The following is a 26,418-nucleotide window of genomic DNA, read 5'->3' on the forward strand; positions in this document are numbered from 1 at the left end:
CGACACGCACGCCAAGGAGACACACATGGCCAGGACCCTTGCAGTGATGCAGCCCTATCTGTTCCCGTACCTGGGTTACTTTCAGCTCATTGCTGCCGCAGACGTCTTCGTCCTGGGAGACGATCTGCAGTATGTGCGGTCCGGCTGGGTCAATCGCAACCGCATCCTGCACAACGACGAAGCGAAGCTGATCAGCTTTCCGTTGAAGAAAGACCGCTTTCAGTTGCAGATCAATCAGCGCCAACTGTGTGATCATTTCAGCGATGAAGCGCCGCGGCTGATCGATCTGCTCGCCGAGAGTTATCGAGAGGCGCCCTGCTTCGCCCAGGTCATGCCGTTGCTGGAGCGGTTGATCCGTTTCCCGCAGCAGAACATCGCGCTGTATGCCGAACACGCCATCCGTGAAATCTGTGCTTATCTGCACATCGTGACGCCGATCCTGCGCAGCTCGGACCTGATATTGGGTAGCGCTGTGGACAAGCAGGAGCGCATTATCCGCATCGCTCACACGTTCGAAGCCACGACGTTCATCACCCCGGAAGGCGGATCGGTCATCTATGACCGTGATCACTTCGCCCGCAACGGCTTGCTGGTGCGGTTCTTCCGGATGAACCCGGTGGTGTACCGGCAATTCCGGCAACCTTTCGTCGCCAATCTGTCGATCATCGATGTGCTGATGTTCAACTGCGTCGAGCATGTGCAGCAGATGTTGACCGAATACGGGCTGGACAAGAATCCACCCAGCGCGCGGCCGGGCATGATGCACGGGCTGGCGCAAAAACCTGACGTTGTCCTGACCGGGTCGCACCGGATCGCAGTGGAGTGAAGTGTATGTCTGAAGTCGTCAATAGCGCCTGTGGCTCCGCGCGCTGGTACCTGATCCAGACCAAACCCCGCCAGGAAGCACGTGCGGCAGAACACCTGCAACGTCAGCAGTTCGAGTGCTACCGCCCGGTCAAGCACGGCGAGAAAAAACGCGGCTCACGGGCGCCGGCCGAAGAGGAGCTGTTCCCCGGTTACCTGTTCATCCACATGGACCAGGCCAGCGACAACTGGTACCCGATCCGCTCGACCCGCGGCGTGGCGCGCATCGTCACCTTCGGCGGCATGCCCGTCCCTGTGCAGGATGCGCTGATCGAGCAGATCCGTCAGCGTCTGCTGGCGCCGCCGGCCAGGGTCACCTTTCAAGAAGGGGAAACGGTGCGGATCACGGCCGAGGGCTTCAACGACGTCGAAGCGATCTTCCTCGCCGCCGACGGTGATGAACGCGCGGTGATTCTGCTCAACCTGCTGCAACGTGAGCAAAAGGTCACCCTGCCGGTCAGCAGCCTGTCGCGGATGCAAGCGCAGGCATGAGCCAACTATTCAGCAGATGAGCTGCCGTCTGTGGGAGCGAGCTTGCTCGCGAATAGGTCAGTACATCCGCTAAATATTCAGCGGCTGAAATGCCGTCTTCGCGAGCAAGCTCGCTCCCACAGGTACGGTGTTTGCCTTGCGGCACCGCGTCTGGCCACAAACCCCTGATTTGCTTTCCAGTGCCGTGTTTCTCGCGCGGCGCTCTTGACCCCCCTTCGCCCGGAACTCGCCATGACCCAGAAAACCACACTGGTGACGCTCACCTATGGTGATCGTTTCAACTACCTGCACACGCTGGTCAGACGCTCGCTGGAAAGCCCGCTGATCGATCGCGTGATCATCGTCAGCAACGCGTCCACCGCACCGCTGGATAACCTGCGCCGCACCTGGCCGAATCAGGTCAGCGTGATCTACATGCACGAGAACACTGGTTCCGCGCGGGGCTATTCGGTGGGGATTCAGGCCGCACTGGATGCCGGGGCCGAACACATCTGGCTGATGGACGACGACAACGCGCCGACCATCAACGCCATCGCCACGCTGCATCAGGTGCTCGAAGAACGTAAACGCGTCGACGGCGAAGACAAGGCCGCCGTGCTGGGCTTTCGTCCGACCCATCAGGCGGACATCGCCGCGGGCGTGCCGAACCGCTTCGCCATTCAGCGCCGTTCGAGTTTCTTCGGTTTTCACATCGCGCAGTTGCCGTACAAGATCTGGCGCCGGCTGCCGTGGGGCGCGCCGCAAAGCCCGCACCGCAAACTGCCTATGGTGCAATTGCCGTTCGCCACGTACGGCGGCCTGCTCGCCCACCGCACTCTGTATCGCCGCATCGGCCTGCCGCTGGACGCGTTGATGCTCTACGCCGACGACAGCGAATACACCTTTCGCATCACGGCCGGTGGCGGCCGGATCTTTCTGGTGCCGGACGCCTTGCTCGACGATCTGGAAAGCTCGTGGAACATCAAGGCGCGCACCAACAACATCTACGAGAGCTTCCTGCTCGGTGGCTCGGACTTGCGCGCCTACTACGGCGCGCGCAATCAGGCCTGGTTCGACAAAAACGTCTGGGCCAATTCGTCGCTGCTGTATGGCCTCAACCGCTGGGTGTTCTTCCGCCTGCTGCGGCTGATCGCCAAGCGACGCGGTGCCGAGGAGCGCCTTGGCCTGATCGAACAAGCCATCCGTGACGGTGAGTCCGGGGTACTGGGTCTGAATCAGTCGTATCCACTATGAAAATACTGTTCATCAGCAGCCTGTATGCCCCTCACATTGGAGGCGGCGCGGAAATCATTCTTCAGCGTACCGTCGAAGGCCTGCAGCAGCGCGGCTGTGAAGTCAGCGTGCTGGTGACCGGCCCCGACGCGGGCCTGAGCGTTGAAGCGGTGAACGGCGTCAAGGTCTACCGCGCCGGCCTGCGCAACTTCTACTGGCATTTCGGTGCGCAACGGCCTGGCCGGCTGGCACGCCTGGGCTGGCATCTGCGCGACCGCTACAACGGCGCGATGCGCGGCTACGTGAAACAGGTCATCGGCAGCGAGCAGCCGCAACTGGTGGTCTGCCACAACCTGGCCGGCTGGTCGGTGTCCGTCTGGGACGAGATCACCGCTGCAAGACTGCCGATCGTGCAGGTGCTGCATGACATGTACCTGATGTGCCCGAGCAGCAACATGTTCAAACGCGGCCAGTGCTGCCAGCAGCAATGCGGCAGTTGCCAGACCTTTCGCAAGGGCCACGACGCGCGCTCGGGCCAGGTCGCGGCGGTGGTCGGGGTCAGCCGCTTCATTCTGGACAAGCTGCAGCAGCGCGGTTACTTCAGCGCCGCCAGCCCGTACGTCGTGCACAACGCCAGCCCGTTCACGCCGCCGACCGCCTCGCCCCATCAGCGGCGGCAAGCGGATCTGGCGACGAAAAAAGCGCCGTTGCGCTTCGGCTACATGGGCACGCTGTCCCATCAGAAAGGCGTGGCCTGGCTGATCGAGCAATTTCAGCGACTGCCCTTCGACGCCACGCTGCAGATCGCAGGGCGTGGCCAGACGGATGACGAAGCCACGTTCAAGGCGCTGGCGACATCGTCGAAGATCAGTTTCGTCGGTTACCAGAAGCCCGAAGCGTTCTACCGCCAGATCGACGTCGCCGTGGTGCCTTCGCTGTGGAACGAGCCCTTTGGCATGGTCGCCGTCGAGGCCTGCGCCCACTCGGTGCCGGTGATTGCCAGCCGCATGGGCGGTTTGCCGGAAATCATTCAGGACCCGCTCAACGGTTTGCTGTGTGACCCGCAGGACCCCGACTCACTGGGCCAGGCGATGTTGCGCTTGCACCAGAACCCGGAATTGCTGGCGCGTCTGAGCGGCCAGGCGCGGGTCAGCGTGGCGTCGTTACTGAACCTGGAGTTGATGCTCGACAGTTACCAAAGCATTTTTGCCCAGACGCTGCTGGACGACACCGCCCAGCGCAACCGGCATGCCCTGCCCCACCCGGTCTGAACACATCGGCATGCCTGCACGCGATGCCGACATTACCGCCGACGGCCCGAGACCTACCTGAGCAAGCGCTCCGGACCGTGCCTCTTCACTGAGACAAGCCATGCTCATCCCTTACCTGACCCGGTTACGACGACCCTCGGCGGTCCTGCTGCTGGGCTTGCTGATCAGTTGCATCACGCGGGCGGACGAAGCATTCATCATCGGCGTCGACACGCACTTGATGAACAAACCCGGCACCTCCGCCCGCGCGTTGCAGCTGCTCAAAGCGGCGGGTGTCGACTCGGTGCGCGACGATGCTTATTGGTCCAGCGCCGAGCCCCGACGAGGTGTGTTGAAAATCGAGCCATCGTGGCAGTCGTTCCTGAGCGCCGCCCAGGAAAACCGCCTGCGACCGTTGCTGGTGCTGGGCTACGGCAACCCGTTTTACGAGAACTACGCCAAACCGCGGAAACCCTCGGTGCGCGACGCTTACGGCAACTACGCCAGCTTCGTCACCCGCCAGCTCACCGACAGCGTGGACTTCTACGAGATCTGGAACGAGTGGGACAAGGAGAACCCGGTCGATCCGGGGTTCGCCAGGGACTACAGCCTGCTCATCGAACAAACGGCCAAGCGTATTCGCGCCAACCAGCGACCGATGGTGATTCTGGCCGGCGCCGTCACCAGTCAGGGGATGGACCTGGGGTTTGCCGACCGGCTGGTGGAATCGGGCGTGCTTAACCACGTCGACGGGTTGTCGCTTCATCCGTATGTGTATTGCCGTTCGGATGAGCGCAACACCCCGGAAAACTGGATTGCCTGGCTGCGACGGATCAGCGAGGACCTGAAGGATAAAAACCGCGACAACGGCCCGGTGCCGCTGTACCTCACCGAAATGGGCTGGCCTAGCAACGACGGGCGCTGCGGCAGTGATGAGAAGACCCAGGCGGCGTTTCTGGCACGCAGTTTCTTCCTGGCGCAGACGATGCCCAACGTCAAGGGCATGTGGTGGAACGGCCTGCTCAACGACGGCCCCGACGGCACCGATCCGGAGCAGAACTTCGGCCTGCTCAATCAGGACCTGAGCATCAAGCAGGCCTACCTGACGCTGAAGGCCATCAGCCCGACGCTGCATCAATTCCGTTACGACGCTGAAAAGAGTCGCGAAATCGACTCGCAATACCTGCTGCGGTTCGCCAAGGGTTCGGAGCAGATCATGGTCGCCTGGACCGCCGGGCTGCCGCGTTCCATCAAGGTCGACGCCAGCAGCGTGCTGCGCGGCAACGTGCAATACATCGACACCCGCCAGCCGCAACGCGGCCAGGTCGACAGCGGTATCCCGTGGAACTGCAACGACGGGCGTTGCTCGGCGCAAGTGCCGATCGATGACTTCCCGAAAATAATAAGCCTGGGCACCCGCCCGGCACTGTTTGCCTTGCCCTGAATGCTGCCTTTTTTATTCCGGTCCGCCTTTCGAGCGCCCCTTCATTCAGGGCGCTGATGGCCCTTTCACTCAGGGCGCCGATGGCTCCTGCGCACGACCCCTTTATCTCTTCTACAGGTCGACCACAATGATTGTGATCAATGCACGTTTTCTGACCCAGGAATTGCGTGGCGTTCAACGCTTCGCCGAACAGATCTGCCTGGCCCTCAAGCAACTGCGCGATGACGTCGTGTTTGTTGCCCCCCACGGCATTCAGATGCACGAAAGCGCCAAGGCCCTCGACGTGCAATGCATCGGCCGTCACAGCGGCCACCTGTGGGAACAACTGGACCTGCCGCTGTACCTGCGCCGTCAGGGCAACCCGCTGCTGATTTCCCTGTGCAGCACCGCGCCGCTGTTGTACGGCAATCAGATCGCGACCCACCACGACGTCACCTATGTCCGTCACCCGGAAAGCTACACGCGCACCTTTCGCCTGCTTTACCGGACCATGACGCCGATCATGCTGTCGCGGATCAAGTCGCTGCTGACGGTGAGCGCCTTCTCCAAGGGTGAAATCTCGCAGTTCTACAGATTCCCGGAGAAGAAAATCTTCGTGGTGCCCAACGCCGTGAGCGGTGCGTTTCAACCGGGTCCGCCTGTTAAAGAGCAACAGGACTACCTGCTGGCGGTGTCGTCGCCCAGCGCGCACAAGAATTTCAGCCGGATGATTCAGGCGTTCCTGCTGCTGCGCGGCCACGATGATCTGCAACTGCGCATCGTCGGTGGCGCCAGCGGGATCTTCAGCGACGACAACCTGCAACGTCTGGCCAGTCGTGACCCGCGCATCCGCTTTCTGGGGCGCCTGAGCGACGACGAACTGATCAGCCAGTACCAGGGCGCAACGGCCTTTGTGTTTCCGTCGCTGTATGAAGGCTTCGGCATTCCGCCCCTGGAAGCCCAGGCCTGTGGTTGCCCGGTGCTGGCGGCGAACGCGGCGTCTATTCCCGAAGTGCTGCAGGCCAGCGCGCTGTATTTCGATCCGCTGGACATTGACCACATGGCCGCCGCCATGGAACGCATTCTGACGGACATGCCGCTGCGCCAGTCCCTGCGCCGACGGGGGCTGAACAACGTGGCGCGGTTTTCCTGGGAAGAATCGGCGCGACAGGTTTCTCAACGCATCGACGCGCTGCAGAGTCCGGTCAGAGACCGGCGCAGCAGCCAGGGCAGCGATGCCCTGGGTCGCGAATCTTCCAGCAAGCTCTGAGGCACTGCCATGAAACGCCTTGCCTATCTCGACGCGTTGCGCGGCATCGCTGCCTTGATGGTGGTCTTCACCCATTTGTATGCACCGGTCATCGGTCACGTCTGGGTGCTGGATTACCTGATCGACCCCGGCAAATTGGGGGTGCTGTGGTTTTTCATGATCAGCGGCGTGGTGATTCCCTACAGCCTCAAGCCGGTGCCCGACGGCGCCCGACGCTTTCTGATCTCACGCTTCATGCGCTTGTACCCGGCCTACTGGCTGTCACTGGTGCTGTTTGTGCTGATGCTTCAGTTGACCGGCGCGCCGCTGCCTTCCTGGCCGCAGATCGTCGCCAACCTGACCATGGTGCAAGCGGCACTGGGCTTCGACGACGTGGTCGGCCTGTACTGGACGCTGTTTATTGAACTGGTGTTCTACGGCCTGTGCCTGGCGTTGTTCATCGCTGGCAAGCTGTACGACCTGGCCTTCCGGGCGCGCTGTTCGCTGGTGTTTCTGCTCGCCGCGCTGGCGATGAGCATTGCCCGCGCGCTGACCGAACACAAACTGCCGGTGGCGCTGCCCCTGGCGTTGTCGCTGATGTTTTTCGGCTCGGTGTGGCGTCAGTGGTTGCTGGCTGAACACAGCCCGGCGCTGACGCGGAACCTGAAGATGCTGTTCGTGGCCTTCGCCGTGCTGTTGCCGCCGACGCTGATCATGGCGTACAGCAAGGACATGGGCACCGGCGAAACCTGGGGCCGTTACTGCTTCACCTACGCGGTGGCCATCGTCAGCTTCGTGCTGCTGACCCGCAGTGTGCGCCTGAACCACCCGGCGCTGGTCTGGCTGGGCGCAGTGAGTTACTCGCTGTACCTGCTGCACCCGTCCATGGGCATGCTCAGCGAATTTCTGCTGCGCGGCACCGACGCTCCGGGCCTGCTGGTGGCGCTGGTCGCGACGGTCCTGACCCTGGGCGCTGCCCATTTGTGCTTCCGCTACATCGAACACCCGTTCATCCAGCTCGGAAAACGCCTCAATAACCGCAAAGCCGAGACGCAGCCTGTCAGCGTCTGATTTAGCGCCTGCGCACATGGAAAGGCATGGGATGGCCCTCGCGAGCCTGGCTCGACGTGCCGGACGTCCCTCAGCCGTTAATGCAGAGAATTCCAATGAAAATTGCAATCGTCCACGACTGGTTGGTGACATACGCCGGTGCCGAAAGGGTTTTGGCATCGCTGATCAACATCTGGCCCGAGGCGGATCTGTTCTCCGTCATCGATTTCCTCAGCGACGAGGACCGCGCGCGACTGGGCGGCAAGGTCGCGAAGACCACGTTCATCCAGCGCCTGCCCAAGGCCAAGACCAAATACCAGCGCTACCTGCCGCTGATGCCGATGGCCATCGAGCAACTGGACCTGTCCGGTTACGACCTGATCATCAGCAGCAGTCACGCCGTGGCCAAAGGCGTCCTGTGCGGCCCGGACCAGTTGCACGTCAGCTACGTGCACTCGCCGATCCGCTACGCCTGGGACCTGCAGCATCAGTACCTCAAAGAGGCGAACCTGAGCACCGGCCTGAAAGGCAAAGTGGCGCGGATGATCCTGCATTACATGCGCATGTGGGATCAGCGCACCGCAGCCGGCGTCGATGACTTCATCGCCAACTCGCACTTCATCGGCGCGCGTATCACCAAGGCCTACCGTCGCGAATCCACGGTGATCTACCCGCCGGTGGACACCCGCGGTTTCGCGCTGCAGGAACAGAAGCAGGATTACTATTTCACCGCCTCGCGCATGGTCCCGTACAAGCGCATGCCGATGATTATCGAAGCCTTCGCGGCGATGCCGAACAAGCGTCTGGTGGTGATCGGCGACGGTCCGGAAATGGACAAGGCCAAGGCCGCTGCGGCCAACGCGCCGAACGTCACGCTGCTGGGTTATCAGCCGTTCGCGGTGTTGCAGGAACACATGAGCAACGCCAAGGCGTTCGTGTTTGCCGCCGAAGAAGATTTCGGCATCAGCCCGGTGGAAGCCCAGGCCTGCGGCACGCCGGTCATCGCGTTTGCCAAGGGTGGCGTGGTGGAAACGGTCTGCGGTCTGGATCATCCGCAGCCGACCGGCGTGCTCTACCCGGAGCAGAGTGTGGCGTCGCTGATGGCCGCCATCGAAACGTTCGAGATCAACGGTTCACGCATCACCGCGCAAGCCTGTCGGACCAACGCCGAGCGCTTCAGCGAAGTCCGCTTCGAACTGGAAATGCGCCAGTTCGTCGAGACCCGCCTGAGTGCTGCCCGTCAAACCCGCCAGCCCGCGCACAACCGGCCGATGCAGATCGCGCCGACGCTGGTCAGCAGCGACCTCTCCGCCCGCGTTGTTCCGATTAAATCCGTCTGAGCGAGCCCAGCCTATGCGCACTCCATTACGGGGCATCCTGCATGCCCATTCATCGTCGCTGTCCGTCGCTCACCGGCTGCTCGATCTGGCGGTCATCGCGGTCGGCGGTTACGGCGTCAACCTGCTCACCGGCACGCCGATGAGCAGCGAAGCCTGGATGCAGATTCTGCTGGCGGCGGTGGCCTTTCACTGGCTGGCCGAATACCACCAGCTGTACGGCTCGTGGCGTGGCGAGCGCATTGTGCGCGAGCTGCTGAAGGTCGCCAATTACTGGGGCCTGGCCTTCGTGCTGCTGCTGTTTGTCGATTACCTGCTGTTGCAGCCCGACGATCTGGCGGACGACAGCCAGATGGCCTGGTTTGCCGCCGTGCTGGTGGCGCTATGTGGTTATCGTCTGGCGATTCGCAGCGTGCTGCACGCGTTGCGCGCCCAGGGTTTCAATACCCGTCGCGTGGCGATCGTCGGCACCGGCCATTGCGGCGAACGCCTGGCGATGTCCATCGAACGCGCGCCGTGGATGGGCCTGAACCTGCTGGGCTTCTATGACGAAGCGCCGCAGCAGATTGACCTGGCGCGCATCGGCCGACGCATTCCGGTGCTGGGCGATCTGGATCAACTGATTCAGGACGCCCGCGACGGCAAGATCGACAAGGTCTACATCACCCTTGAACTGGGCGCGCAGGCGCGTTTGCAGGAACTGATCAAAGGCCTGAGCGATACCACCGCGTCGGTCTACGTGATCCCTGACGTGTTCATGTTCGAGTTGCTGCATGCCCGCAGCGAGAGCATCAACGGCCTGCCGAGCATCAGCATTTTCGATTCGCCCATGGACGGCGCCTGGAGCGTGGTCAAGCGTCTGGAAGACATCGTGCTGTCGAGCATCATCCTGACCATGATCGCCCTGCCGCTGATGCTCATCGCCCTGGCGATCAAGCTCACCTCCCCCGGCCCTGTGCTGTTCCGTCAGCGCCGTTATGGCCTGGACGGGCGGCCGATCATGGTCTGGAAATTCCGCAGCATGAGCGTGCAGGAAAACGGCTCGGTGGTGACCCAGGCCACGCGCAACGACAGCCGCATCACGCCGCTGGGCGCGTTCCTGCGCCGTACCTCGCTGGACGAACTGCCACAGTTCTTCAATGTGCTGCGCGGCGAGATGTCCGTCGTCGGCCCGCGCCCCCACGCCGTGGCGCACAACGAGCAATACCGCAAGCAGGTGTCGGGTTACATGCTGCGGCACAAGGTCAAGCCGGGCATCACCGGCTGGGCCCAGATCAACGGCTGGCGCGGCGAGACCGACACGCTGGACAAAATGCAGAAACGCGTCGAATTCGACCTGCAGTACATCGAGCACTGGTCAGTCTGGCTGGACCTGAAAATCATCCTGCTGACGCTCTTCAAAGGCTTCGTCAACAAGAACGCCTTCTAAAAAGAAAATCTGCCAAAAACAACAAACATGGCCAAGGGCTAGTAAGCTCGGCGGGAGGTGCACGGGTGCATGAGCGAATGTGATCCGATGTTCGGTGTAAGTAAGGGATGCAAAGAAATCACTGCGGTGCCAGTACGCACCTATTAGGATTAGAAGGAACATTCATATGAAAGTAACGTTAGCGGTCGTGCTGCTTTCCAGTCTGGTGTTGCAAGGCTGCGCATTCGCCCCCGGTCAGTACATGTCTTACAGCGATGTCACCGACAACGACCCCGACGGTCCCCAGGTCACGCTGATCAACATCACCCCTGCCACCCTTGCGCAGCAGCAGAAAACGGCGGACGCCGCGGCCAAACCGCTGCCCCCGGAACTGTTGAATTACAAGACGCCCGAATACGTCGTCGGCCCGGGTGACGCCTTGCTGGTGACCGTTTTCGAACACCCTGAACTGACCGCGCCCGGCTCCCAAGAACAACTGGACGCCAACAGCCGCGAAGTGCTGAACGATGGCACCGTGTTCTTCCCGTACGTGGGCCGTATTCAAGCCGCCGGCAAGACTGTTTCGCAGATCCGCGACCAACTGCGCATGGGTCTGGCACCGCAGTACACCGAAGTGAAAGTCGACGTCAAAGTGCTGCGTTACAACAGCCAGCGCGTCCTGCTCTCGGGCGCCTTCAAATCGGCAGGCCCGCAACCGATCACCAACATTCCGCTGAGTCTGGTTCAGGCCATCAGCCAGGCCGGTCTTGACTTGACCGACGCCAACCTCGCCGGCCTGACCCTGCGTCGCGACGGCAAGGATTACGTGATCGACGTTGACTCGCTGAACCGCAAGGACTCGCAGATCAGCAAGATTTTCCTGAAAGACGGCGACTACCTGCACCTCAACAGCAACTCGAAGAACAAGATCTACGTGCTGGGCGAAGTCCAGCGCCCGCAAGTGATCTCGTTCAGCACCACCAGCGTGAGCTTGCTGGAAGCGCTCGGCACCTCCGGCGGCCTGAGCCCTGACGCAGCCGATGGCGATGCGGTGTATGTCATTCGTGCACAGGACGCCACCCACGGGGCGACGGTTTATCACCTCGCTGCGAAGAAGCCGACCAGTTATGCGCTGGCGAAAGGCTTCGAGCTGGCGGCCCAGGACGTGGTGTTTGTCGGCCCGGCCAACATCACCCGCTGGAGCCGTTACGTGAGCCAGTTGCTGGGTTCGAACAACATCATCCAGACCGGTGCGATGTTCAGGAATTGATGGGGCAGGCAGCTTCAAGGGGCAAGTTTGAAGCTGCAAGCTGACAGCAGAGCAACAGAGAAATCCCCGCAGTGGTCCGACTGCGGGGATTTTTTTTGGCTTGAATTTGGCAGCGGCAAGTGTTGCTGAGGCAACACCGGATCAACAACTACGTGCGCCTGGATCAACAGCCTGGGGTGTTTGACAGTATTGCAACTGAGGCTGATCGCCGGATTCACGGGGAGAGCGGACCATTGAGGGGGCTGGCACACATGCTGCTTCACTCCTTCAAAGGGTCTTCACGCCCATTACTTCGCGTTGATCGCGAGCCTGCACGGTGCCTGGCACCTCGGGTGACTGACCCCAAGGAAACAACACATGTTGGTAGTTTCGATTTCAGGTAGCCCTTCCACCCGATCGCGCTCGGGCGTGGTGCTGCAACATGCAGCGCAGTGGCTCAAGGACCGTGGCGTGGAAGTGAACGGTGTGCGCATTCAGGATTTCAACGCCGAAGACCTGCTCTACGCTCGATTCGACAGCCCACAGGTGGTGGCTTTCATCGACGCAGTGGCGAAGGCGGATGGCTTGCTGATCGGCACGCCGGTGTACAAGGCGTCGTTTTCGGGGGCGTTGAAGACGCTGCTCGACCTGCTCCCGGAGCGTTCACTGCACGGCAAAGTGGTCTTGCCGATTGCCACGGGCGGGAGCATTGCGCACATGCTGGCGGTGGATTACGCGTTGAAACCGGTGCTGTCGGCACTGAAATGCCAGGAAGTGCTGCACGGGGTGTTCGCCATCGACAGCCAGATCAGCTACGGCGAGAACGCATTGGGCGGTGATCTGGATGAACTGCTGACCCAGCGACTGCATGACGGCCTGGATCACTTTTTACTGGGCCTTCAACACCGGACCCATGCGCGTCACAAGGAAGCGGGTGGACACTTGAAGCTGGCGTTGTAGGTTTTCCGGCTCAACCCTGACGTGCTTTCGAAGCGACGCTGACTTCGGCGTTGTATTCGCCACGGTTATCGAACGCGTGGGCGCGTTGCAGTTGTGGCTGTTCCATCAGTTGCGCCTTGCGGGCCTGGAATTCGTCGTAGGACAAGCCGCGACGATTGAGGTCTTCGAGGGCCAGCTGGTGGGTTTCCTCAGAGCTATAGGGGCGCAGTTCGGGATGATTGCCAGCGGCACAACCGGCGAGAACGGAGGCGGAGAGTAACAGGGAGAGGGCAAGAAGACGGTTCATTGGGAGCCTCCATTCGGCTCGTTTCTGGAATGAAGCCAAGGCTACGCGCCGAGGCTTTCCAGCAGAAATCAGTCGTCTTGATAGTGGCTATCGGGGTTGGCGCGTATGCGGGGTTGCCCCGGTGCATCTGCCTGCATAGAACCTGCGGGCTCTGATCATAATCACACCGAAGATGTACCTGAAGACGGAGATCTTGTGGGAGCGAGCTTGCTCGCGAATGCATTATGCCTGCGACGAATCAATCGCCTGAGACGCCACCTTCGCGAGCAAGCTCACTCCCACATCTACGGCGTTCGCACGACGGGGATCTCCCACAGGGATCTGCGTGAGACCGGAAAATCGTCACACCAGAAAGTGCCACAACAGCGACGTGCCGATCAGCCCGACCACCGAGACAATCGTCTGCAGCACCGACCACACCCAAATCGTCTGCTTCAGTTGCAGGCCGAAGTACTCGCGGACCATCCAGAACCCTGCGTCGTTGACGTGGCAGAAGAACACCGAGCCTGCCCCGATCACCAGCGCCACCAGCGACGCTTCCACCGGCGCCAGCCCGGCCATCATCGGTGCAAGAATGCCCGCCGTGGTAGTGGTCGCGACGGTGGCTGAACCAGTGGCCTGACGCAGCGCGACCGCAATCAACCACGCCAGCAGCAGGTACGGCATGTGCGCGCCTTCTGCCACTTTGCTGATGGTCTGGCTGACGCCGGCGTCCAGCAACGTTTGCTTCAGGCCGCCGCCGGCACCGATGGTCAACAGCAACACGGCAATCGGCGCCAGGCTTTTACGCAGCGTGCCGCCGACTTGTTCGCGGGAAATACCGTTGGCCCAGCCCAGACACACCGTTGCGGCCAGCACCGCAATGCCCAACGCCACCAGCGGCTCACCGAGGAATTTCAACGTCAGCGCGATGTTGCTTTCCGGCTCCATGGCGATTTTCGCCAGGGTGCTGCCAAGCATCAGGATCACCGGCAGCAGAATGATCAGCAACGAGATACCGAAGCTCGGTTGGCGGGAGGCAGTGGGTTTGGCCGAGAACAGCTCGCCCAGCTCTGCCGGTTCCTCGATGTGCATGCGCTTGGACAGCCAGTTGCCGTACAGAGGACCGGCCAGAATCACCGCCGGCACCGCCACGCAGAAACCCAGCAACATGGTCAGGCCCAGATCGGCGTGCAAGGCGCTGACGGCGATCAGCGGCCCTGGGTGCGGCGGCATCAGCGCGTGCAGCGTGGTCATGCCGGCCAGCGCCGGAATCGCGATTTTCAGCAGCGGCTGATTCGACTGGCGGGCCATGACGAAGATGATCGGCACCATCATCACCAGACCTACTTCGAAAAACAGCGGCAGGCCGATGACCATCGCCACCAGGGCCATGACCCACGGCAGCATCTTGCCCTTGCCCAGCCCCAACAACGTCGAGGCAATGCGATCCGCCGCGCCGGACTCGGCCATCAACGCACCGAGCATGGCACCGAGGGCAATGATGATCCCGGCCTCACCGAGAATCCCGCCCGCGCCCTTGCTGAACGCCTTCGCCACTGCCTCCGCTGGCAACCCCGCACCTATCCCTGCGATGAATGTGCCCACCAGAATCGACAGAAACGGCGGGAGCTTGGTCGCGCTGATCAGCACAATGATGGTGGCAATGGCGATCAGGCAGCAGATGATCAGGCGAGTGTCATGAAACACCCAGGCAGCAGATGACAGATCCAACGCGGAACCCCTTATCGGTCGGTTTTTATTTCAGGACGGATTGAAACAATATGTTTCAGCCGGCCGAACCATACCGGATGCGGCATTGCGTCGCAGTTAAATTTTCACAGGCTCTGGCCGTTTCGCCACCGGTCGCCCACCTGGAACGCGATATCACCCTGTGGGAGCAAGCTTGCTCCCTGAAGCGGGATTTGAGTCACGTGCGCATTCGATCAACACCTCGCGCAAACCCTGGGCAGCAGCTGACAATTGGTGGTCCGCCTGAGTCATCAAACCGATGCGTCGCTCGATGCGCGGCCCCTCCAGGGCAATGCAGTGGGCGCCGAGTTCTTCCATCTGCGCGATGCACAGCGACGGCACCGCGCTGACGCCCAGGCCGTTGGCGACCATGCGGCCCACCGTCGACAGCTGATGGCTTTCAAACGCCACCGACAGTTTGCCGTGCTGGCTCTGCAGGTCCTGCTCCAGCAGCAAGCGCACAGCGGACGGGCGTTGCAAGGTGATGAAGTCGTGACGCAGCAGCTCGTCCCAACTCACTTCGCTGCGCGCGGCCAATGGCGAATCCTTGGGCACCACGGCGACGAAGCGATCCATGTAGAACGGCGTGAAAATCAGGTTAGTGCCCGATTCAGGTTCGAAACCAATGCCCAGCTCCACGCGCCGATGCCCGACCATTTCCACCACCTGCTCATTGATCACGTCGTGCACCGCCACGTTCACCCGTGGGTAGCGCTCGCGAAACACCTTCAGCGCGATCGGCAGCAGATTGCCTGCGTAGGACGGCATCGCCGCCACCGAGACTTTGCCCATTTGCAGGGTGAAACGCTGGCGCAGCAGCTCTTCGGTGTTGTCCCAGTCAGCGAGCAACTGCCGGGCGAGCGGCAGCAAGGCCTCGCCCTCGGGCGTCAGGCTGACGTTGCGCGTGGTGCGGGTCAGCAATTGCCCGCCCAGGTCTTCCTCCAGCGCCTTGATGGTCAGACTCAACGCCGGTTGCGAGAGATGCAGTCGTTCTCCGGCCTGAGCGAAACTCAGGCACTGCGCCACTGCCAGAAACGCCCGAAGCTGTTTCACATTCATATATTTGGATTACTTATCAATCGATCAAAACAACAAAATTAACAAATCAGTGCCTGCGAGAGAAGATGCGGCCAACGCTCTCCGATGCTTAGATTGTCGGACACAACTACAAATAAGGCGGGATCTCACCATGGCTGGACTCGACAAACGCGTGGCAACCTACGCTGAAGCCCTCGCCGGGCTAACCGACAACATGACCGTGCTGTCGGGCGGCTTCGGACTCTGCGGCATCCCTGAAAACCTCATCGCTGAAATCAAACGCATGGGCGTGAAAGGCCTGACAGTGGTGTCCAACAACTGCGGCGTCGACGGCTTTGGCCTCGGCATCCTCTTGGAAGACCGGCAGATCCGCAAAATGGTCGCGTCCTACGTCGGTGAAAATGCCCTGTTCGAGCGCCAGTTGCTCAGCGGCGAGCTGGAAGTCGAGCTAACACCCCAGGGCACCCTGGCCGAAAAAATGCGCGCTGGCGGCGCCGGCATCCCCGCCTTCTACACCGCCACCGGTTACGGCACGCCCGTCGCGGAAGGCAAGGAAACCCGCCAGTTCAACGGCCGCAACGTGATTCTCGAAGAAGCCATCACCGGTGACTTCGCCATCGTCAAAGGCTGGAAGGCTGACCACTTCGGCAACGTGGTCTACCGTCATACCGCGCAGAACTTCAATCCGGTGGTGGCCACGGCCGGCAAGATCACCGTGGTGGAGGTCGAAGAAATCGTCGAGCCCGGCGTGTTGTTGCCCACCGAAATCCACACCCCCGGCATTTATGTCGATCGCGTGATCCTGGGCACGTTCGAGAAGCGCATCGAGCAGCGAACCGTCAGAAAAGCCTGACATCAGCGTCGTACTCGAACCGAGCTCCCCCCTTTGTATCTCCGGCGCTGAGGCTTCCCACAGGCCGGACAGAATAAAAGAGACCCAAGACCATGGCACTCTCCCGCGAACAAATGGCACAGCGCGTTGCGCGCGAACTGCAAGACGGCTTCTACGTAAACCTGGGCATCGGCATTCCGACTTTGGTTGCCAACTACGTCCCGGACGGCATCGACGTAATGCTGCAATCGGAAAACGGCCTGCTCGGCATGGGCGCCTTTCCCACCGAAGAAACCATCGACGCCGACATGATCAACGCCGGCAAACAGACCGTGACGGCGCGCAAGGGCGCTTCGATTTTCTCCTCGGCCGAGTCCTTCGCCATGATCCGTGGCGGCCACGTCGACCTGACCGTGCTCGGCGCGTTCGAAGTGGACGTCGAAGGCAACATCGCCTCGTGGATGATCCCCGGCAAGCTGGTCAAGGGCATGGGCGGCGCGATGGATCTGGTGGCCGGCGCCGACAACATCATCGTCACCATGACTCATGCGTCCAAGGACGGCGAATCCAAGTTGCTCTCACGCTGCAGCCTGCCGCTGACCGGCGCCGGCTGCATCAAGAAAGTGCTGACCGACCTCGCGTACCTTGAGATCGAAAACGGCGCCTTCGTGCTGCGCGAAACCGCACCGGGCGTGACCGTCGACGAAATCATCGCCAAGACCGCCGGCAAATTGATCGTGCCGGATGACGTGGTCGAAATGACGTTCTGATGGACCCGGCAACGGCGCGGTTCTGCAGGATCCGCGTCATGCCTCACGTTTTCGCCGCAGCATAAGCATTGGCTGCACCCGCACCTTTGGTCAGACCGCCCTGCCCCTTCAGCGATGAAGGGGCTTTGCTGTATCTGAGCCGGTGCTTTTTTGCGTCACCGCCAACACTTGAAACTGCCGTCCAAAAAACCTGAACAATAACTAAAAGAGGTAACACACGTGGCCGCCGACATCGAAGAAAGCCGCTCCGCCCGCTTTGCCCTGCGTTGCGCCAAATGGGCGGAACGCTGGTTCCCGGACTCGTGGGTGTTCGCCGCCCTGGCCGTGGTCATCGTCACGCTTGCCACGCTGGTCATCGGTGCCAAACCCGCCGACACCGCCAAAGCCTTTGGTGACGGTTTCTGGAGCCTGATCCCCTTCACCATGCAAATGGCCTTCGTGGTCATCGGCGGTTACGTCGTCGCCAGTTCGCCACCAGCGGTCAAGCTGATCGACCGCCTGGCGCGCCTCCCGAAAAACGGCCGCTCGGCCGTGGCCTGGGTCGCGCTGATCAGCATGGTGGCCTCCTTGCTCAACTGGGGACTGTCGCTGGTATTCGGCGGTTTGCTGGTGCGGGCCCTCGCCCGGCGGACCGATCTGAAAATGGACTACCGCGCCGCCGGTGCCGCCGCTTATCTGGGCCTGGGCGCGGTTTGGGCCCTGGGCCTGTCGTCGTCCGCCGCTCAGTTGCAAGCCAACCCCGCCAGCCTGCCGCCGTCAATCCTGGCGATCACCGGAGTGATTCCGTTCACCCAGACCATCTTCCTCTGGCAGTCCGGCGTGATGCTGCTGGCCCTGGTGGTGGTCTCGATCATTGTCGCCTACGCCACGGCGCCCGGCCCGGCCAACGCACGCGATGCCAAGGAATGCGGGATTGACCCGAGCTTTAGCCTGCCACCGCTGCCGCCGCGCACTCGCCCGGGCGAATGGCTGGAATACAGCCCGCTGCTGATTATTCTGATGGTCGCGCTGGCGTCCGGCTGGTTGTACAACGAGTTCAGCACCAAGCCCGCGATCACCGCGATTTCCGGCCTGAACACCTACAACTTCCTGTTCATCATGGTCGGCGCGCTGCTGCACTGGCGTCCGCGCAGTTTCCTCGATGCCGTGGCTCGCGCCGTGCCGACCACCACCGGCGTGCTGATCCAGTTTCCGTTGTACGGCTCGATTGCCGCGTTGCTGACCACGGTCAAGGGCGGTGATGCGCAAACCGTCGCGCACCACATCTCGACGTTCTTCACCAGCATCGCGTCCCACGACACCTATGCGTTGCTGATGGGCGTGTACTCGGCGATTCTCGGATTCTTCATTCCGTCCGGCGGCGGCAAATGGATCATCGAAGCGCCGTACGTGATGCAGGTCGCCAACGACCTCAAATACCACCTCGGCTGGGCGGTGCAGATCTACAACGCCGCCGAAGCCCTGCCGAACCTGATCAACCCGTTTTACATGCTGCCGCTGCTGGGCGTGCTCGGGCTGAAAGCGCGGGATTTGATCGGTTTCTCGTTCGTGCAGTTGCTGGTGCATACGCCGCTGGTGTTGTTCCTGTTGTGGGTGCTGGGCACGACGCTGGCGTACATCCCGCCGGTCATGCCTTGATTGGATAGTAGGACCGGCTTTAGCCGGGAATTTGAGCTGCGCGCGCCGCAGATTCCCGGGGTTGTCGCAATCTAATGTGGGAGCGAGCTTGCTCGCGAAGGGGGCCAGTACATCCGCTGGATCATTTGGCGGATGGAAGACAGTCTTCGCGAGCAAGCTCACTCCCACAGGCACCGTGTTTGCCGCGTGACATCGCGGTGCCAAAACGACAGGTTCAGAGTGCGCGTCAACACCCGAAACTGTATTCCCGCTCCACCCTGGAAACCCGCGTGGTGCACCGCCGATACCAGGTCGAACGGCCACGCTCGCGGATTTCCCGGTGTTGCGGATGTTCCTTCCAGGCCAGGATCGCGGCTTCATCCGCCCAGTAAGACACGGTGATCCCCAGCCCATCGTCGCTGCGTGCCGATTCCACGCCGAGGAACCCCGGCTGCTGACGAACGAGCTCAAGCATCCGCCGGGCCGCGTCGTCATATTCCTGTGCCTCGAGTTCAGTGCGAACCGATGTGAAGATCACTGCGTAATACGGCACGCCAAAGGTGTTTGCCATCGTCATGTCAAATCAACTCCGCCGCGCAGGCCAGCACAAACGCCTTCACCAACGGCGGGGTGCTGCCCTCCATCGCCGCGCGTTCCGGTTGAAACAACGTCGCGACGAAGAATGGATGACCGTCGAGCTCCATCGCGCGGACCTCGTCGTCTTCGTCATAGCCCGATACTTTCAGCGGGCCGGCAAACACGTCGGCCTCCAGCTCCTTGCGCAAACCGTAGCGGCAGCGGTAGCGCTCGCGGGTTTCCAGTGCGCCGTACGCGGCGGCAATTCGCGAACCCGGGCGCAGGCGAATCGGTGCGAAGGCTTCGACCAGCGAACAACTCAACGGCGTGATGATTGCGTTCTCCGATTCCGGCGCGGTTTCGGCGTGCTCGGCATCGGTCCAGCCCAGACAATTGCGCGCGTACTCCAGCAACGCATGCTGAAAGCCGCCGCACGTCCCGAGAAAGGGAACCTGCCGCTCCCGGGCGAAGCGAATCGCCGTCAGCGCGCCGTCCATGTCGCGATAAGGGCTGGCCGGCACGCACCAGACGCCGTCGAACGCCTGCAGGCTCGCGCCATCCCCGATGTCCGTCGTCGGCACCCATGTGGCCTGCACGCTGAGCCCCGTTTCGTTCGCCACCCTGTCCAGCGCCACGGGTATGGCCTGATGTGCCGGCACGCTTGGGTCGTAGTCACCTACCAATGCAATCCGGATGTTCTGCCGCTGAGTCATGTGTGCTCCCTGATATCAAAACGCTTTGCGTGAGGTCCGGAGGCGACTATAAGCTTGTGGCCCTGCAATCAGAATGGGCGTCCGGGCAAGTGATCAATGCAGCTGCGCACTATCGAATCAACCATGCCGACCTCACCCTCATCCTCGCGCTGGTCCGTGGTCGGACGCTGGCCAAGGCCGCCGAACTGCTGAAAGTCGATGTCTCGACGGTGTTCCGCGCGGTGCGTCGGATGGAAAAGTCGGTGGGCACGGCGCTCTTCGACAAGAGCCGCGCCGGCTACGTACCGACCAGCGCAGCACTGGCGCTTGCTCAACAGGCCGAGAGCGCCGAGAACGCTTTGGCGCTGGCGCAATTGAGTCTCGAGCAGGGCCGGCAAGTCGTCAGCGGCACCGTGCGCCTGACCTGCACCGAAGCCGTTCTGCAAAGCCTGTTGCTTCCCGCCTTGAGCCGCTTCATGCCGGACTACCCGGGCCTGCGCCTGGAACTGAACACGTCCAGCACCTTCGCCAACCTGAGCCGCCGCGACGCCGACATTGCCCTGCGTCTGACCAACACGCCGCCCGAGCATCTGGTCGGCACTCGCCTGGGCACGGTTGGATATCGGGTCTGTTCCAGCGAGGCCTACGCGCGACGCTGCGGTGATCTGGCCCTCGACGACATGGACTGGATCGCCCCCGACGATTTCCTCCCCGATCACCCGACCGTGATGTGGCGCCGGCAGCATCTGCCCGGCGTGAACCTCGCCTACCGCTGCAGCTCCATGCTTGCTGTGGCCCAATTGGTGCGCGCAGGCATGGGCGTGGCAGCGCTGCCGGATTTTATGGTTCGGGACAGCGAGGTTCAGCCTATGAGCGAGCCGCTCGCAGGCCATGACACCGGGCTGTGGCTGCTGACCCGGCCGGATTGTCGGGCGCTGCGCTCGGTGTCGACGTTATTCAGTGAGCTGATCAGGGCGATTGAGCTGTAGGCCGACAGCACCGGAATGATGCCAGCTGTGCCGACGCCTTCCCGGCTGAAGCCGGTCCCACTAAGTACGCGGTGTTCGGGAGGCCTGCGTTCAGCCAGGAAAGAAGCCAGCACATTGAGATTGATCGGGCACGACGCTTTCAGTGGGACCGGCTTCAGCCGGGAAGAGGCCGGTTCAGTCGCTATCACTTTCTCGCTAAAACGGGGACAGATTAATTTACGGTGAAGCGCTGTAAATAAATCAGTCCCCTTTAAAAGCCAACAACTCGTCAACCCCGCTCAACCACCCCGCCGCTCCCGGCGAAACTGCCCCGGCGGCATGCCGTGGGCTTTGCGAAAGCGTCGCGAAAAATACGCTTCGTCGGTAAACCCGCAGATCTCGGCGATGTGGCTCAGGGGTTTGCTGCTGTTCATCAAATGCGTGCGCGCCAGCCGCATGCGCCGCTCCAGGACCAGTTCGGAAAAGCTGTTGCCGGTTTCCTTGCGCAGCAGGTGGGTCAGGTAATTGGGCGACAGAAAGGCCGCCGCCGCGGCATCGGTGAGGGTCATGGCCGGATCGGCGATGTGCTCGCGGATGTAGTCGATCACCCGGCTCATCGCATCGCGCCGTCCACGCCGCTCGGCCTTGTTCGCCGACAGCGCCAGCAACTGCGCTTCGTAGCGATTGCACACCGCGCCGATCAATTGCAGCAGACAGCCCCGCAGAATGGCGCTGGAGCCCAACTGCCTGCCGCGATCCATCTCGCGCATCTGCATCAGCAGCGCGGTCACGTCGGCGAAGTCGGCGTCATCAAGGGTGAAATCCAGATGCTCCTGAAAACGGAACGGCGCCAGCTCAGGCGCCTCGGCGACGGGCACGTCTTCAAGGTCCATCGGATCGCACTGCAGGTGCTGCAGGAGAAATTCCTGAGAAAAGTTGATGACGACAAAATTGCCGTCTTCCGGGTGCGGAATCACATGCAGGCGATGGGGCAGGATGAACGCCAGGGTGTTGCGGGGAAACGGCCTGACCGCGCCACCGATGTGCTGCACGGTGTCGCCGCCGAGGTTGATCTGGATCTGGAAATAATCATGACGATGGGGCGCCGTGAGCGCCGGTCGGGCGGACTTGTCACGGATGTAGAAATCCATGCGGTCGCTGCGCTGCTGCATGCCATAGGTCTGGATGCGGGAGGGATGGGCCATCGCTGAAACACCTGAAATCGCGGGTTCGGACTGCCGCCATGGTAGGGCAACGGCGGCAGCCGAACCAAAGGTTTCTCAGGCGGGCGTAACGTGGGATCAGCCGATCGTCACATTCAGCTCGGCAATGCCTTCGATCCCGGCGGTGACCACATCGCCGCGCTGCAACGCACCCACTCCGGCCGGCGTGCCGGTGTAGATCAGGTCGCCCGCCTTGAGGCCCACCGATTGCGACAGGTGCGCGATCACGTCCCTGACCGCCCAGATCTGATCAGACAGATCGCCACGCTGACGGCGCTCGCCATTGACGTCCAGCCAGATCGCGCCGGCTTCCGGATGGCCGATCTCGCTGACCGGGCGCAGCGGCGTGGCGGGCGCGGAGGCGTCGAACGCTTTGGCCCACTCCCATGGCCGGCCCATTTTCTTGGCCTGCGCTTGCAAGTCGCGGCGCGTGAGGTCCAGGCCGACGCCGTAGCCCCAGACATGGGTCAAGGCGTCCTGCGGGTCGATATTCACGCCGTCCTTGCCGATCGCCACGACCAGTTCGATCTCGTGGTGCAGGTCATCGGTGAGCGGCGGGTAGGCAATCCGGCCTTCGGCGGGCACCACGGCATCGGCCGGCTTCATGAAGAAGAAAGGCGGCTCGCGGTCAGGGTCATGGCCCATTTCCCGGGCGTGATCGGAGTAATTGCGGCCGACGCAGAACACCCGGCGAATCGGAAAACGGCTGGCCGTCCCGGCGACGGCCAGGGAGGGTGTGACAACGGGGGCGATAACAAACTCGGTCATGGCGGTGTCCTCGATTGAAGGTGGCTCGGCATGGATTGAGTGTGGCGGTTGATCACTCAGCCGGGTTGGACAGATCGCATCTGGTTTTGGACAAAACAACGCAGCTCAACGCAACACAACGAACCGAGCCGACAGATCAGCCACGCCCCACAAACGGCATATTACTGGCCATGACGGTCATGTTCAGCACGTTGGCCGACAGTGGCAGCCCGGCCATGTAACTCACCGCTTCGGCGACGTGCTGCACGTTCATGGTTGGCTCGACCTGCAACTCACCGTTGGGCTGCAAAACGCCTTTGGTCATGCGATCAGTCATTTCGGTGAGGGCATTGCCGATGTCGATCTGACCGCAGGCAATGTTGAACTGCCGACCGTCCAGCGCGGTGCTTTTGGTCAGGCCCAATACCGCATGCTTGCTCGATGTGTAAGGCGAGCTGAACAGCCGTGGCGTGTGCGCCGAAATCGAGCCGTTATTGATGATTCGTCCGCCCTGGGGCACCTGACGTCGCATCAGGCCGAAGGCGGCGCGCACGCACAAAAACATTCCGGTGACGTTGGTGTCGATGACGTTCTTCCACTGCTCCACCGACAGCTCATCCATCGGTACAGCGGGTGCGCCGATGCCGGCGTTATTGAACGAAACGTCCAGCCGCCCGAATGTGCGTTCAATGGTCGCGAACAGCGCTTCGACGCTGGCCGGATCGCGCACATCCGTCGGCACCGCCAGCGCCTGCTGCCCGGCAGCCTCGGCCTGATCGACCAGCGCCTGCAACGGCTCGGGCCGACGCCCGGCCAGCACCACGGCAAAGCCGTCAGCCAGCAGTTGCAGCGCCACGGCACGGCCAATGCCGCTGCCGGCGCCCGTCACCAGAGCGACTTTCAATACAGAAGATGAAGACATGCGCGATTCCTTTTTTGTTAGAGGGTTTTATTGGAGAGCGGTCTGGAATAGATAACGCCGCACCCACCGCGATCAGCTGTGAACAGGGGTCAGCACCGGCTTGCCCGCATAAAACGCCAGCAGGTTGTCGGCGACCATTTGCACCGTGTCGCGCGATGCTTCCGGCGACAATCCTGCCAGATGCGCCGTGAGGACCACGTTGTTCAAGGCTTTCAGCGCATCGGGGACGTGGGGCTCGTCGTCGAATACGTCCAGCGCCGCACCGGCAAGACGGCCGTGCTGAAGCGCGTCGATCAGCGCATCGGTGTCGACGACGCTGGCCCTGGCGATATTGACGAGGAAGCCCTCGGCGCCCAGCGCTTCGATGGCGGCCTTGTCGATCAGGTGCCGCGTCGACCCGCCGCCCGGCGTCGCCACCACCAGAAAGTCCGACGCTTCGGCCAGCGCCAGCGGGGTCGCGCAATAGTTGAAATCCACGCCCGCGCGGGGTGAGCGGCTGTGGTAATGGATGACCATGTCAAACCCCAGCGCACGTTTGGCGATGGCCATGCCGACCGAACCAAGGCCGAGAATGCCCAGGCGTTTGCCAGCGAACGAAGGCCGTGTGACCTTGCGCCATTCGTTGCGGCGCACCGACGCGTCGGCCTGGGGAATGTCGCGGACCGCTGCCAGCAGCAAGGCCATCGCGTGGTCCGCCACCGTCGGGGCGTTCACCCCCGCTCCATTGGTCACCACAATGCCCCGCGCCTCGGCGGCTTCGAGGTCGACGCGCTCGTAGCCCGCGCCAATCACACAGATGATCCCAAGGTTCGGCAGCGCGGCCATTTCCTCGGCAGTGAACCCCAGAGGCCCGCGGGTCAGCACCGCATCAATCTCCTCACCGCCATTCGCCACCGCCTCGGCACGCATCGCCGGCGTCGGCGCCAGAATCAGGCGAAAGCCGCTGCTTTCCAGAATCGGCAAATACATGTTCACGCTTTCAACCAGCACCAACACCGTTTTCATCATCCCTCCGCCAAGCGAAATTCGAGGTGCTGACAGTAGCGCGAGTGAGAGCGGTTGGGCAGGGGCGAACATGGAAATCCATAGTTATGACGCTGCGCATTAGCCCGGCAGACCCATTAACGTCACACGGAACGCCGACACTTTAAGGCACCCAATACCGGATCAACGGACCAGCTGTGGCCTCAACTATTTCCATCAAACCGACAGCAATTCCCCCCAAAACGACAACCCCGGTTGCCCGCCATGCCCGTTGCTGTTTAAGGTTTGAACCCTGCGACACCTGATTTTTCACAACAAAACGATCTGCCACGCGGTGCGGCAACGGCTGCGCCATGAACGGACATGCACAAAAAGGAACGTCAGAACCATGTTGAAAGGATTATCCAGAACGTTGAGCGGCGCCGCGATTGCCGGTGTGTTGTTGTCATCCGCCGTGGCCCTGGCGGCCACTGACACCGGCAAGGAACCGGGTCGGGCGCTGGCGGCGAAGATCGGCGTGCCATGGCCGGCGGTCATCGCCCATCGCGGTGCATCGTTCAATGCGCCAGAGGAGACCGTCCCGTCCTACACGCTGGCCCGCGAGCTGGGCGCGGACTACCTGGAGATGGACATCCAGCGCACCAAGGATGGCGTGCTCATCGCCCTGCATGACAACACGCTGGAGCGCACCACCAACATCGCCGAGGTCTACCCGCAGCGGGCCAAAGACCCGCTGAACACCTTCACGCTGGAAGAAATCAAGCGTCTGGACGCCGGCTCGTGGTTCAACAAGGCCTACCCCGATCGCGCCCGCGCCACCTACGCCGGGCTGAAAATCCTGACGCTGGACGAGGTCATCGACATCGCCGAAGGCGGCAAGAACAAGCCCGGTCTGTACATCGAAACCAAGGTGCCGGCGCAGTTTCCGGGCATTGAAGAGGATTTGAAGAAGAAGCTCGATCAGCGTGGTTGGCTGAGCCAGCGCCCTGCCGCCGAGAAAGGCTATGTCAATGTCGCTCACATGCCAGGCCGCGTAGTGCTGCAGACCTTTGAAAAACCAAGCCTGGAATTGCTGCAGAAGAGCATGCCCGACACGCCAAAAGTCTTGCTGCTGTGGCTGGGTGATGGCTACATCGAAACGGCTTCGGGCAAGACCTTCAAGGATTCGGGCGCCAAGGACAAGGCCAGCTTCTACGCCAGCCAGCAGGTGAAATCGAAAGAGGAATTTGCCGCCTGGATGGACTGGGCCAAAGCCCACGGCGCGGTGGGGACCGGGCCATCGTCGGCGCTGAAGAATGGAGGAGACCAGAGCTACATGGACCTGGTGCAGCCGTGGATGAACAAGATGGCCCATGATCGCGGGCTGATCGTTCACCCGTACACCGTGGATGACCCGGTGGATTTCAAGGCGCTGAGCGAACGCGGCGCGGACGGGTTCTTTACCAACCGGGCTTCGGAATTGCTGAAGTTCTACGGCCGGCCATCGAAGGAAAGCATGGACTCAATCCTGAAACGCAGCGGTTTTTGAGCCAGAACCG

Annotated in this window: 25 protein-coding genes; 16 read left to right on the forward strand and 9 right to left on the reverse strand. The window is 61.9% G+C overall.

Annotation, left to right across the window (positions count from 1 at the left end):
* The first annotated feature begins 25 nt into the window (after nt 1–25).
* The 11 genes from QWI20_RS16130 to ssuE all read left to right on the forward strand — a co-directional run bounded on the left by QWI20_RS16130 (nt 26) and on the right by ssuE (nt 12,494).
* The gene (locus QWI20_RS16130; RefSeq protein ID WP_369306305.1) at nt 26–826 is read left to right on the forward strand and encodes a WbqC family protein; all 801 of its coding nucleotides are present in this window, start codon (nt 26–28) and stop codon (nt 824–826) included.
* A gap of 5 nt (nt 827–831) precedes the next feature.
* Nucleotides 832–1,356 (forward strand): transcription/translation regulatory transformer protein RfaH, encoded by a 525-nt coding sequence (gene rfaH / locus QWI20_RS16135; RefSeq protein ID WP_192174009.1) that lies wholly within the window; start codon nt 832–834, stop codon nt 1,354–1,356.
* Nucleotides 1,357–1,587: 231 nt separating this feature from the next.
* Nucleotides 1,588–2,589, forward strand: coding sequence for a glycosyltransferase (locus QWI20_RS16140; RefSeq protein ID WP_369306306.1), 1,002 nt, complete (start codon nt 1,588–1,590; stop codon nt 2,587–2,589).
* Entirely contained in the window at nt 2,586–3,839 is a 1,254-nt protein-coding gene (locus tag QWI20_RS16145; RefSeq protein ID WP_369306307.1) for a glycosyltransferase family 4 protein, read from the forward strand. The genes QWI20_RS16140 and QWI20_RS16145 overlap by 4 nt, the downstream gene beginning before the upstream one ends.
* Nucleotides 3,840–3,939: 100 nt before the next feature.
* Nucleotides 3,940–5,262 carry a hypothetical protein gene (locus QWI20_RS16150; RefSeq protein WP_369306308.1) on the forward strand — a complete coding sequence of 441 codons (1,323 nt, stop codon included), beginning with the start codon at nt 3,940–3,942 and terminating at the stop codon, nt 5,260–5,262.
* Between the two features lie 127 nt (nt 5,263–5,389).
* Nucleotides 5,390–6,511, forward strand: coding sequence for a glycosyltransferase family 4 protein (locus QWI20_RS16155; RefSeq protein ID WP_369306309.1), 1,122 nt, complete (start codon nt 5,390–5,392; stop codon nt 6,509–6,511).
* 9 nt (nt 6,512–6,520) lie between these two features.
* The gene (locus QWI20_RS16160) at nt 6,521–7,561 is read left to right on the forward strand and encodes an acyltransferase family protein (protein WP_369306310.1); all 1,041 of its coding nucleotides are present in this window, start codon (nt 6,521–6,523) and stop codon (nt 7,559–7,561) included.
* Nucleotides 7,562–7,656: 95 nt separating this feature from the next.
* Nucleotides 7,657–8,880: a glycosyltransferase family 4 protein gene (locus QWI20_RS16165; RefSeq protein ID WP_369306311.1), complete on the forward strand. Its 1,224-nt coding sequence runs from the start codon at nt 7,657–7,659 to the stop codon at nt 8,878–8,880.
* A 13-nt stretch (nt 8,881–8,893) separates the two neighbouring features.
* The gene (locus QWI20_RS16170; protein ID WP_369306312.1) at nt 8,894–10,306 is read left to right on the forward strand and encodes an undecaprenyl-phosphate glucose phosphotransferase; all 1,413 of its coding nucleotides are present in this window, start codon (nt 8,894–8,896) and stop codon (nt 10,304–10,306) included.
* A gap of 166 nt (nt 10,307–10,472) precedes the next feature.
* On the forward strand, nt 10,473–11,555 hold the full coding sequence (locus tag QWI20_RS16175) for a polysaccharide biosynthesis/export family protein (RefSeq protein ID WP_369306313.1): 1,083 nt from the start codon (nt 10,473–10,475) through the stop codon (nt 11,553–11,555).
* Between the two features lie 357 nt (nt 11,556–11,912).
* The gene (ssuE, locus tag QWI20_RS16180; RefSeq protein ID WP_369306314.1) at nt 11,913–12,494 is read left to right on the forward strand and encodes an NADPH-dependent FMN reductase; all 582 of its coding nucleotides are present in this window, start codon (nt 11,913–11,915) and stop codon (nt 12,492–12,494) included.
* A gap of 10 nt (nt 12,495–12,504) precedes the next feature.
* On the opposite strand, the gene QWI20_RS16185 is transcribed toward ssuE, so the two are convergent.
* The 3 genes from QWI20_RS16185 to QWI20_RS16195 all read right to left on the reverse strand — a co-directional run bounded on the left by QWI20_RS16185 (nt 12,505) and on the right by QWI20_RS16195 (nt 15,570).
* Nucleotides 12,505–12,780, reverse strand: coding sequence for a hypothetical protein (locus QWI20_RS16185; protein ID WP_369306315.1), 276 nt, complete (start codon nt 12,778–12,780; stop codon nt 12,505–12,507).
* A 342-nt stretch (nt 12,781–13,122) separates the two neighbouring features.
* Entirely contained in the window at nt 13,123–14,493 is a 1,371-nt protein-coding gene (locus QWI20_RS16190) for a gluconate:H+ symporter (RefSeq protein ID WP_133776483.1), read from the reverse strand.
* 153 nt (nt 14,494–14,646) lie between these two features.
* On the reverse strand, nt 14,647–15,570 hold the full coding sequence (locus tag QWI20_RS16195; RefSeq protein ID WP_369306316.1) for a LysR family transcriptional regulator: 924 nt from the start codon (nt 15,568–15,570) through the stop codon (nt 14,647–14,649).
* 130 nt (nt 15,571–15,700) lie between these two features.
* Here QWI20_RS16195 and QWI20_RS16200 point away from each other — a divergent pair, with 130 nt between their 5' ends.
* From QWI20_RS16200 to QWI20_RS16210, 3 genes are all read left to right on the forward strand, one after another.
* Complete coding sequence (locus tag QWI20_RS16200) at nt 15,701–16,402, forward strand: CoA transferase subunit A (RefSeq protein WP_037013408.1); 702 nt, start codon at nt 15,701–15,703, stop codon at nt 16,400–16,402.
* Nucleotides 16,403–16,494: 92 nt separating this feature from the next.
* The gene (locus tag QWI20_RS16205; RefSeq protein ID WP_192174022.1) at nt 16,495–17,151 is read left to right on the forward strand and encodes a CoA transferase subunit B; all 657 of its coding nucleotides are present in this window, start codon (nt 16,495–16,497) and stop codon (nt 17,149–17,151) included.
* Between the two features lie 219 nt (nt 17,152–17,370).
* Nucleotides 17,371–18,789, forward strand: coding sequence for a short-chain fatty acid transporter (locus QWI20_RS16210; RefSeq protein ID WP_065986241.1), 1,419 nt, complete (start codon nt 17,371–17,373; stop codon nt 18,787–18,789).
* A 226-nt stretch (nt 18,790–19,015) separates the two neighbouring features.
* On the opposite strand, the gene QWI20_RS16215 is transcribed toward QWI20_RS16210, so the two are convergent.
* Both QWI20_RS16215 and QWI20_RS16220 read right to left on the reverse strand, forming a co-directional pair.
* On the reverse strand, nt 19,016–19,339 hold the full coding sequence (locus QWI20_RS16215; protein ID WP_369306411.1) for an antibiotic biosynthesis monooxygenase: 324 nt from the start codon (nt 19,337–19,339) through the stop codon (nt 19,016–19,018).
* A 7-nt stretch (nt 19,340–19,346) separates the two neighbouring features.
* Nucleotides 19,347–20,057: a CTP synthase gene (locus QWI20_RS16220; protein ID WP_369306317.1), complete on the reverse strand. Its 711-nt coding sequence runs from the start codon at nt 20,055–20,057 to the stop codon at nt 19,347–19,349.
* Between the two features lie 89 nt (nt 20,058–20,146).
* On the opposite strand from QWI20_RS16220, the gene QWI20_RS16225 reads away from it, so the two are divergent.
* Complete coding sequence (locus QWI20_RS16225; protein ID WP_369306412.1) at nt 20,147–21,025, forward strand: LysR family transcriptional regulator; 879 nt, start codon at nt 20,147–20,149, stop codon at nt 21,023–21,025.
* 278 nt (nt 21,026–21,303) lie between these two features.
* Here the strand turns inward: QWI20_RS16225 and QWI20_RS16230 are convergent, their stop codons facing one another.
* From QWI20_RS16230 to QWI20_RS16245, 4 genes are all read right to left on the reverse strand, one after another.
* Nucleotides 21,304–22,209 carry an AraC family transcriptional regulator gene (locus QWI20_RS16230; RefSeq protein ID WP_369306318.1) on the reverse strand — a complete coding sequence of 302 codons (906 nt, stop codon included), beginning with the start codon at nt 22,207–22,209 and terminating at the stop codon, nt 21,304–21,306.
* Between the two features lie 96 nt (nt 22,210–22,305).
* Nucleotides 22,306–22,995 carry a fumarylacetoacetate hydrolase family protein gene (locus QWI20_RS16235; RefSeq protein ID WP_369306319.1) on the reverse strand — a complete coding sequence of 230 codons (690 nt, stop codon included), beginning with the start codon at nt 22,993–22,995 and terminating at the stop codon, nt 22,306–22,308.
* 136 nt (nt 22,996–23,131) lie between these two features.
* Nucleotides 23,132–23,896 (reverse strand): SDR family oxidoreductase, encoded by a 765-nt coding sequence (locus QWI20_RS16240; RefSeq protein WP_369306320.1) that lies wholly within the window; start codon nt 23,894–23,896, stop codon nt 23,132–23,134.
* Nucleotides 23,897–23,968: 72 nt separating this feature from the next.
* Nucleotides 23,969–24,901 carry a 2-hydroxyacid dehydrogenase gene (locus QWI20_RS16245; RefSeq protein WP_369306321.1) on the reverse strand — a complete coding sequence of 311 codons (933 nt, stop codon included), beginning with the start codon at nt 24,899–24,901 and terminating at the stop codon, nt 23,969–23,971.
* 367 nt (nt 24,902–25,268) lie between these two features.
* Between QWI20_RS16245 and QWI20_RS16250 the strand changes: the two genes are divergently transcribed.
* On the forward strand, nt 25,269–26,408 hold the full coding sequence (locus QWI20_RS16250) for a glycerophosphodiester phosphodiesterase (RefSeq protein ID WP_369306322.1): 1,140 nt from the start codon (nt 25,269–25,271) through the stop codon (nt 26,406–26,408).
* The last annotated feature ends 10 nt before the right edge of the window (nt 26,409–26,418 follow it).

Origin of the sequence: Pseudomonas sp. W2-17 (assembly GCF_041060445.1) — a bacterium.
Classification (GTDB): domain Bacteria; phylum Pseudomonadota; class Gammaproteobacteria; order Pseudomonadales; family Pseudomonadaceae; genus Aquipseudomonas.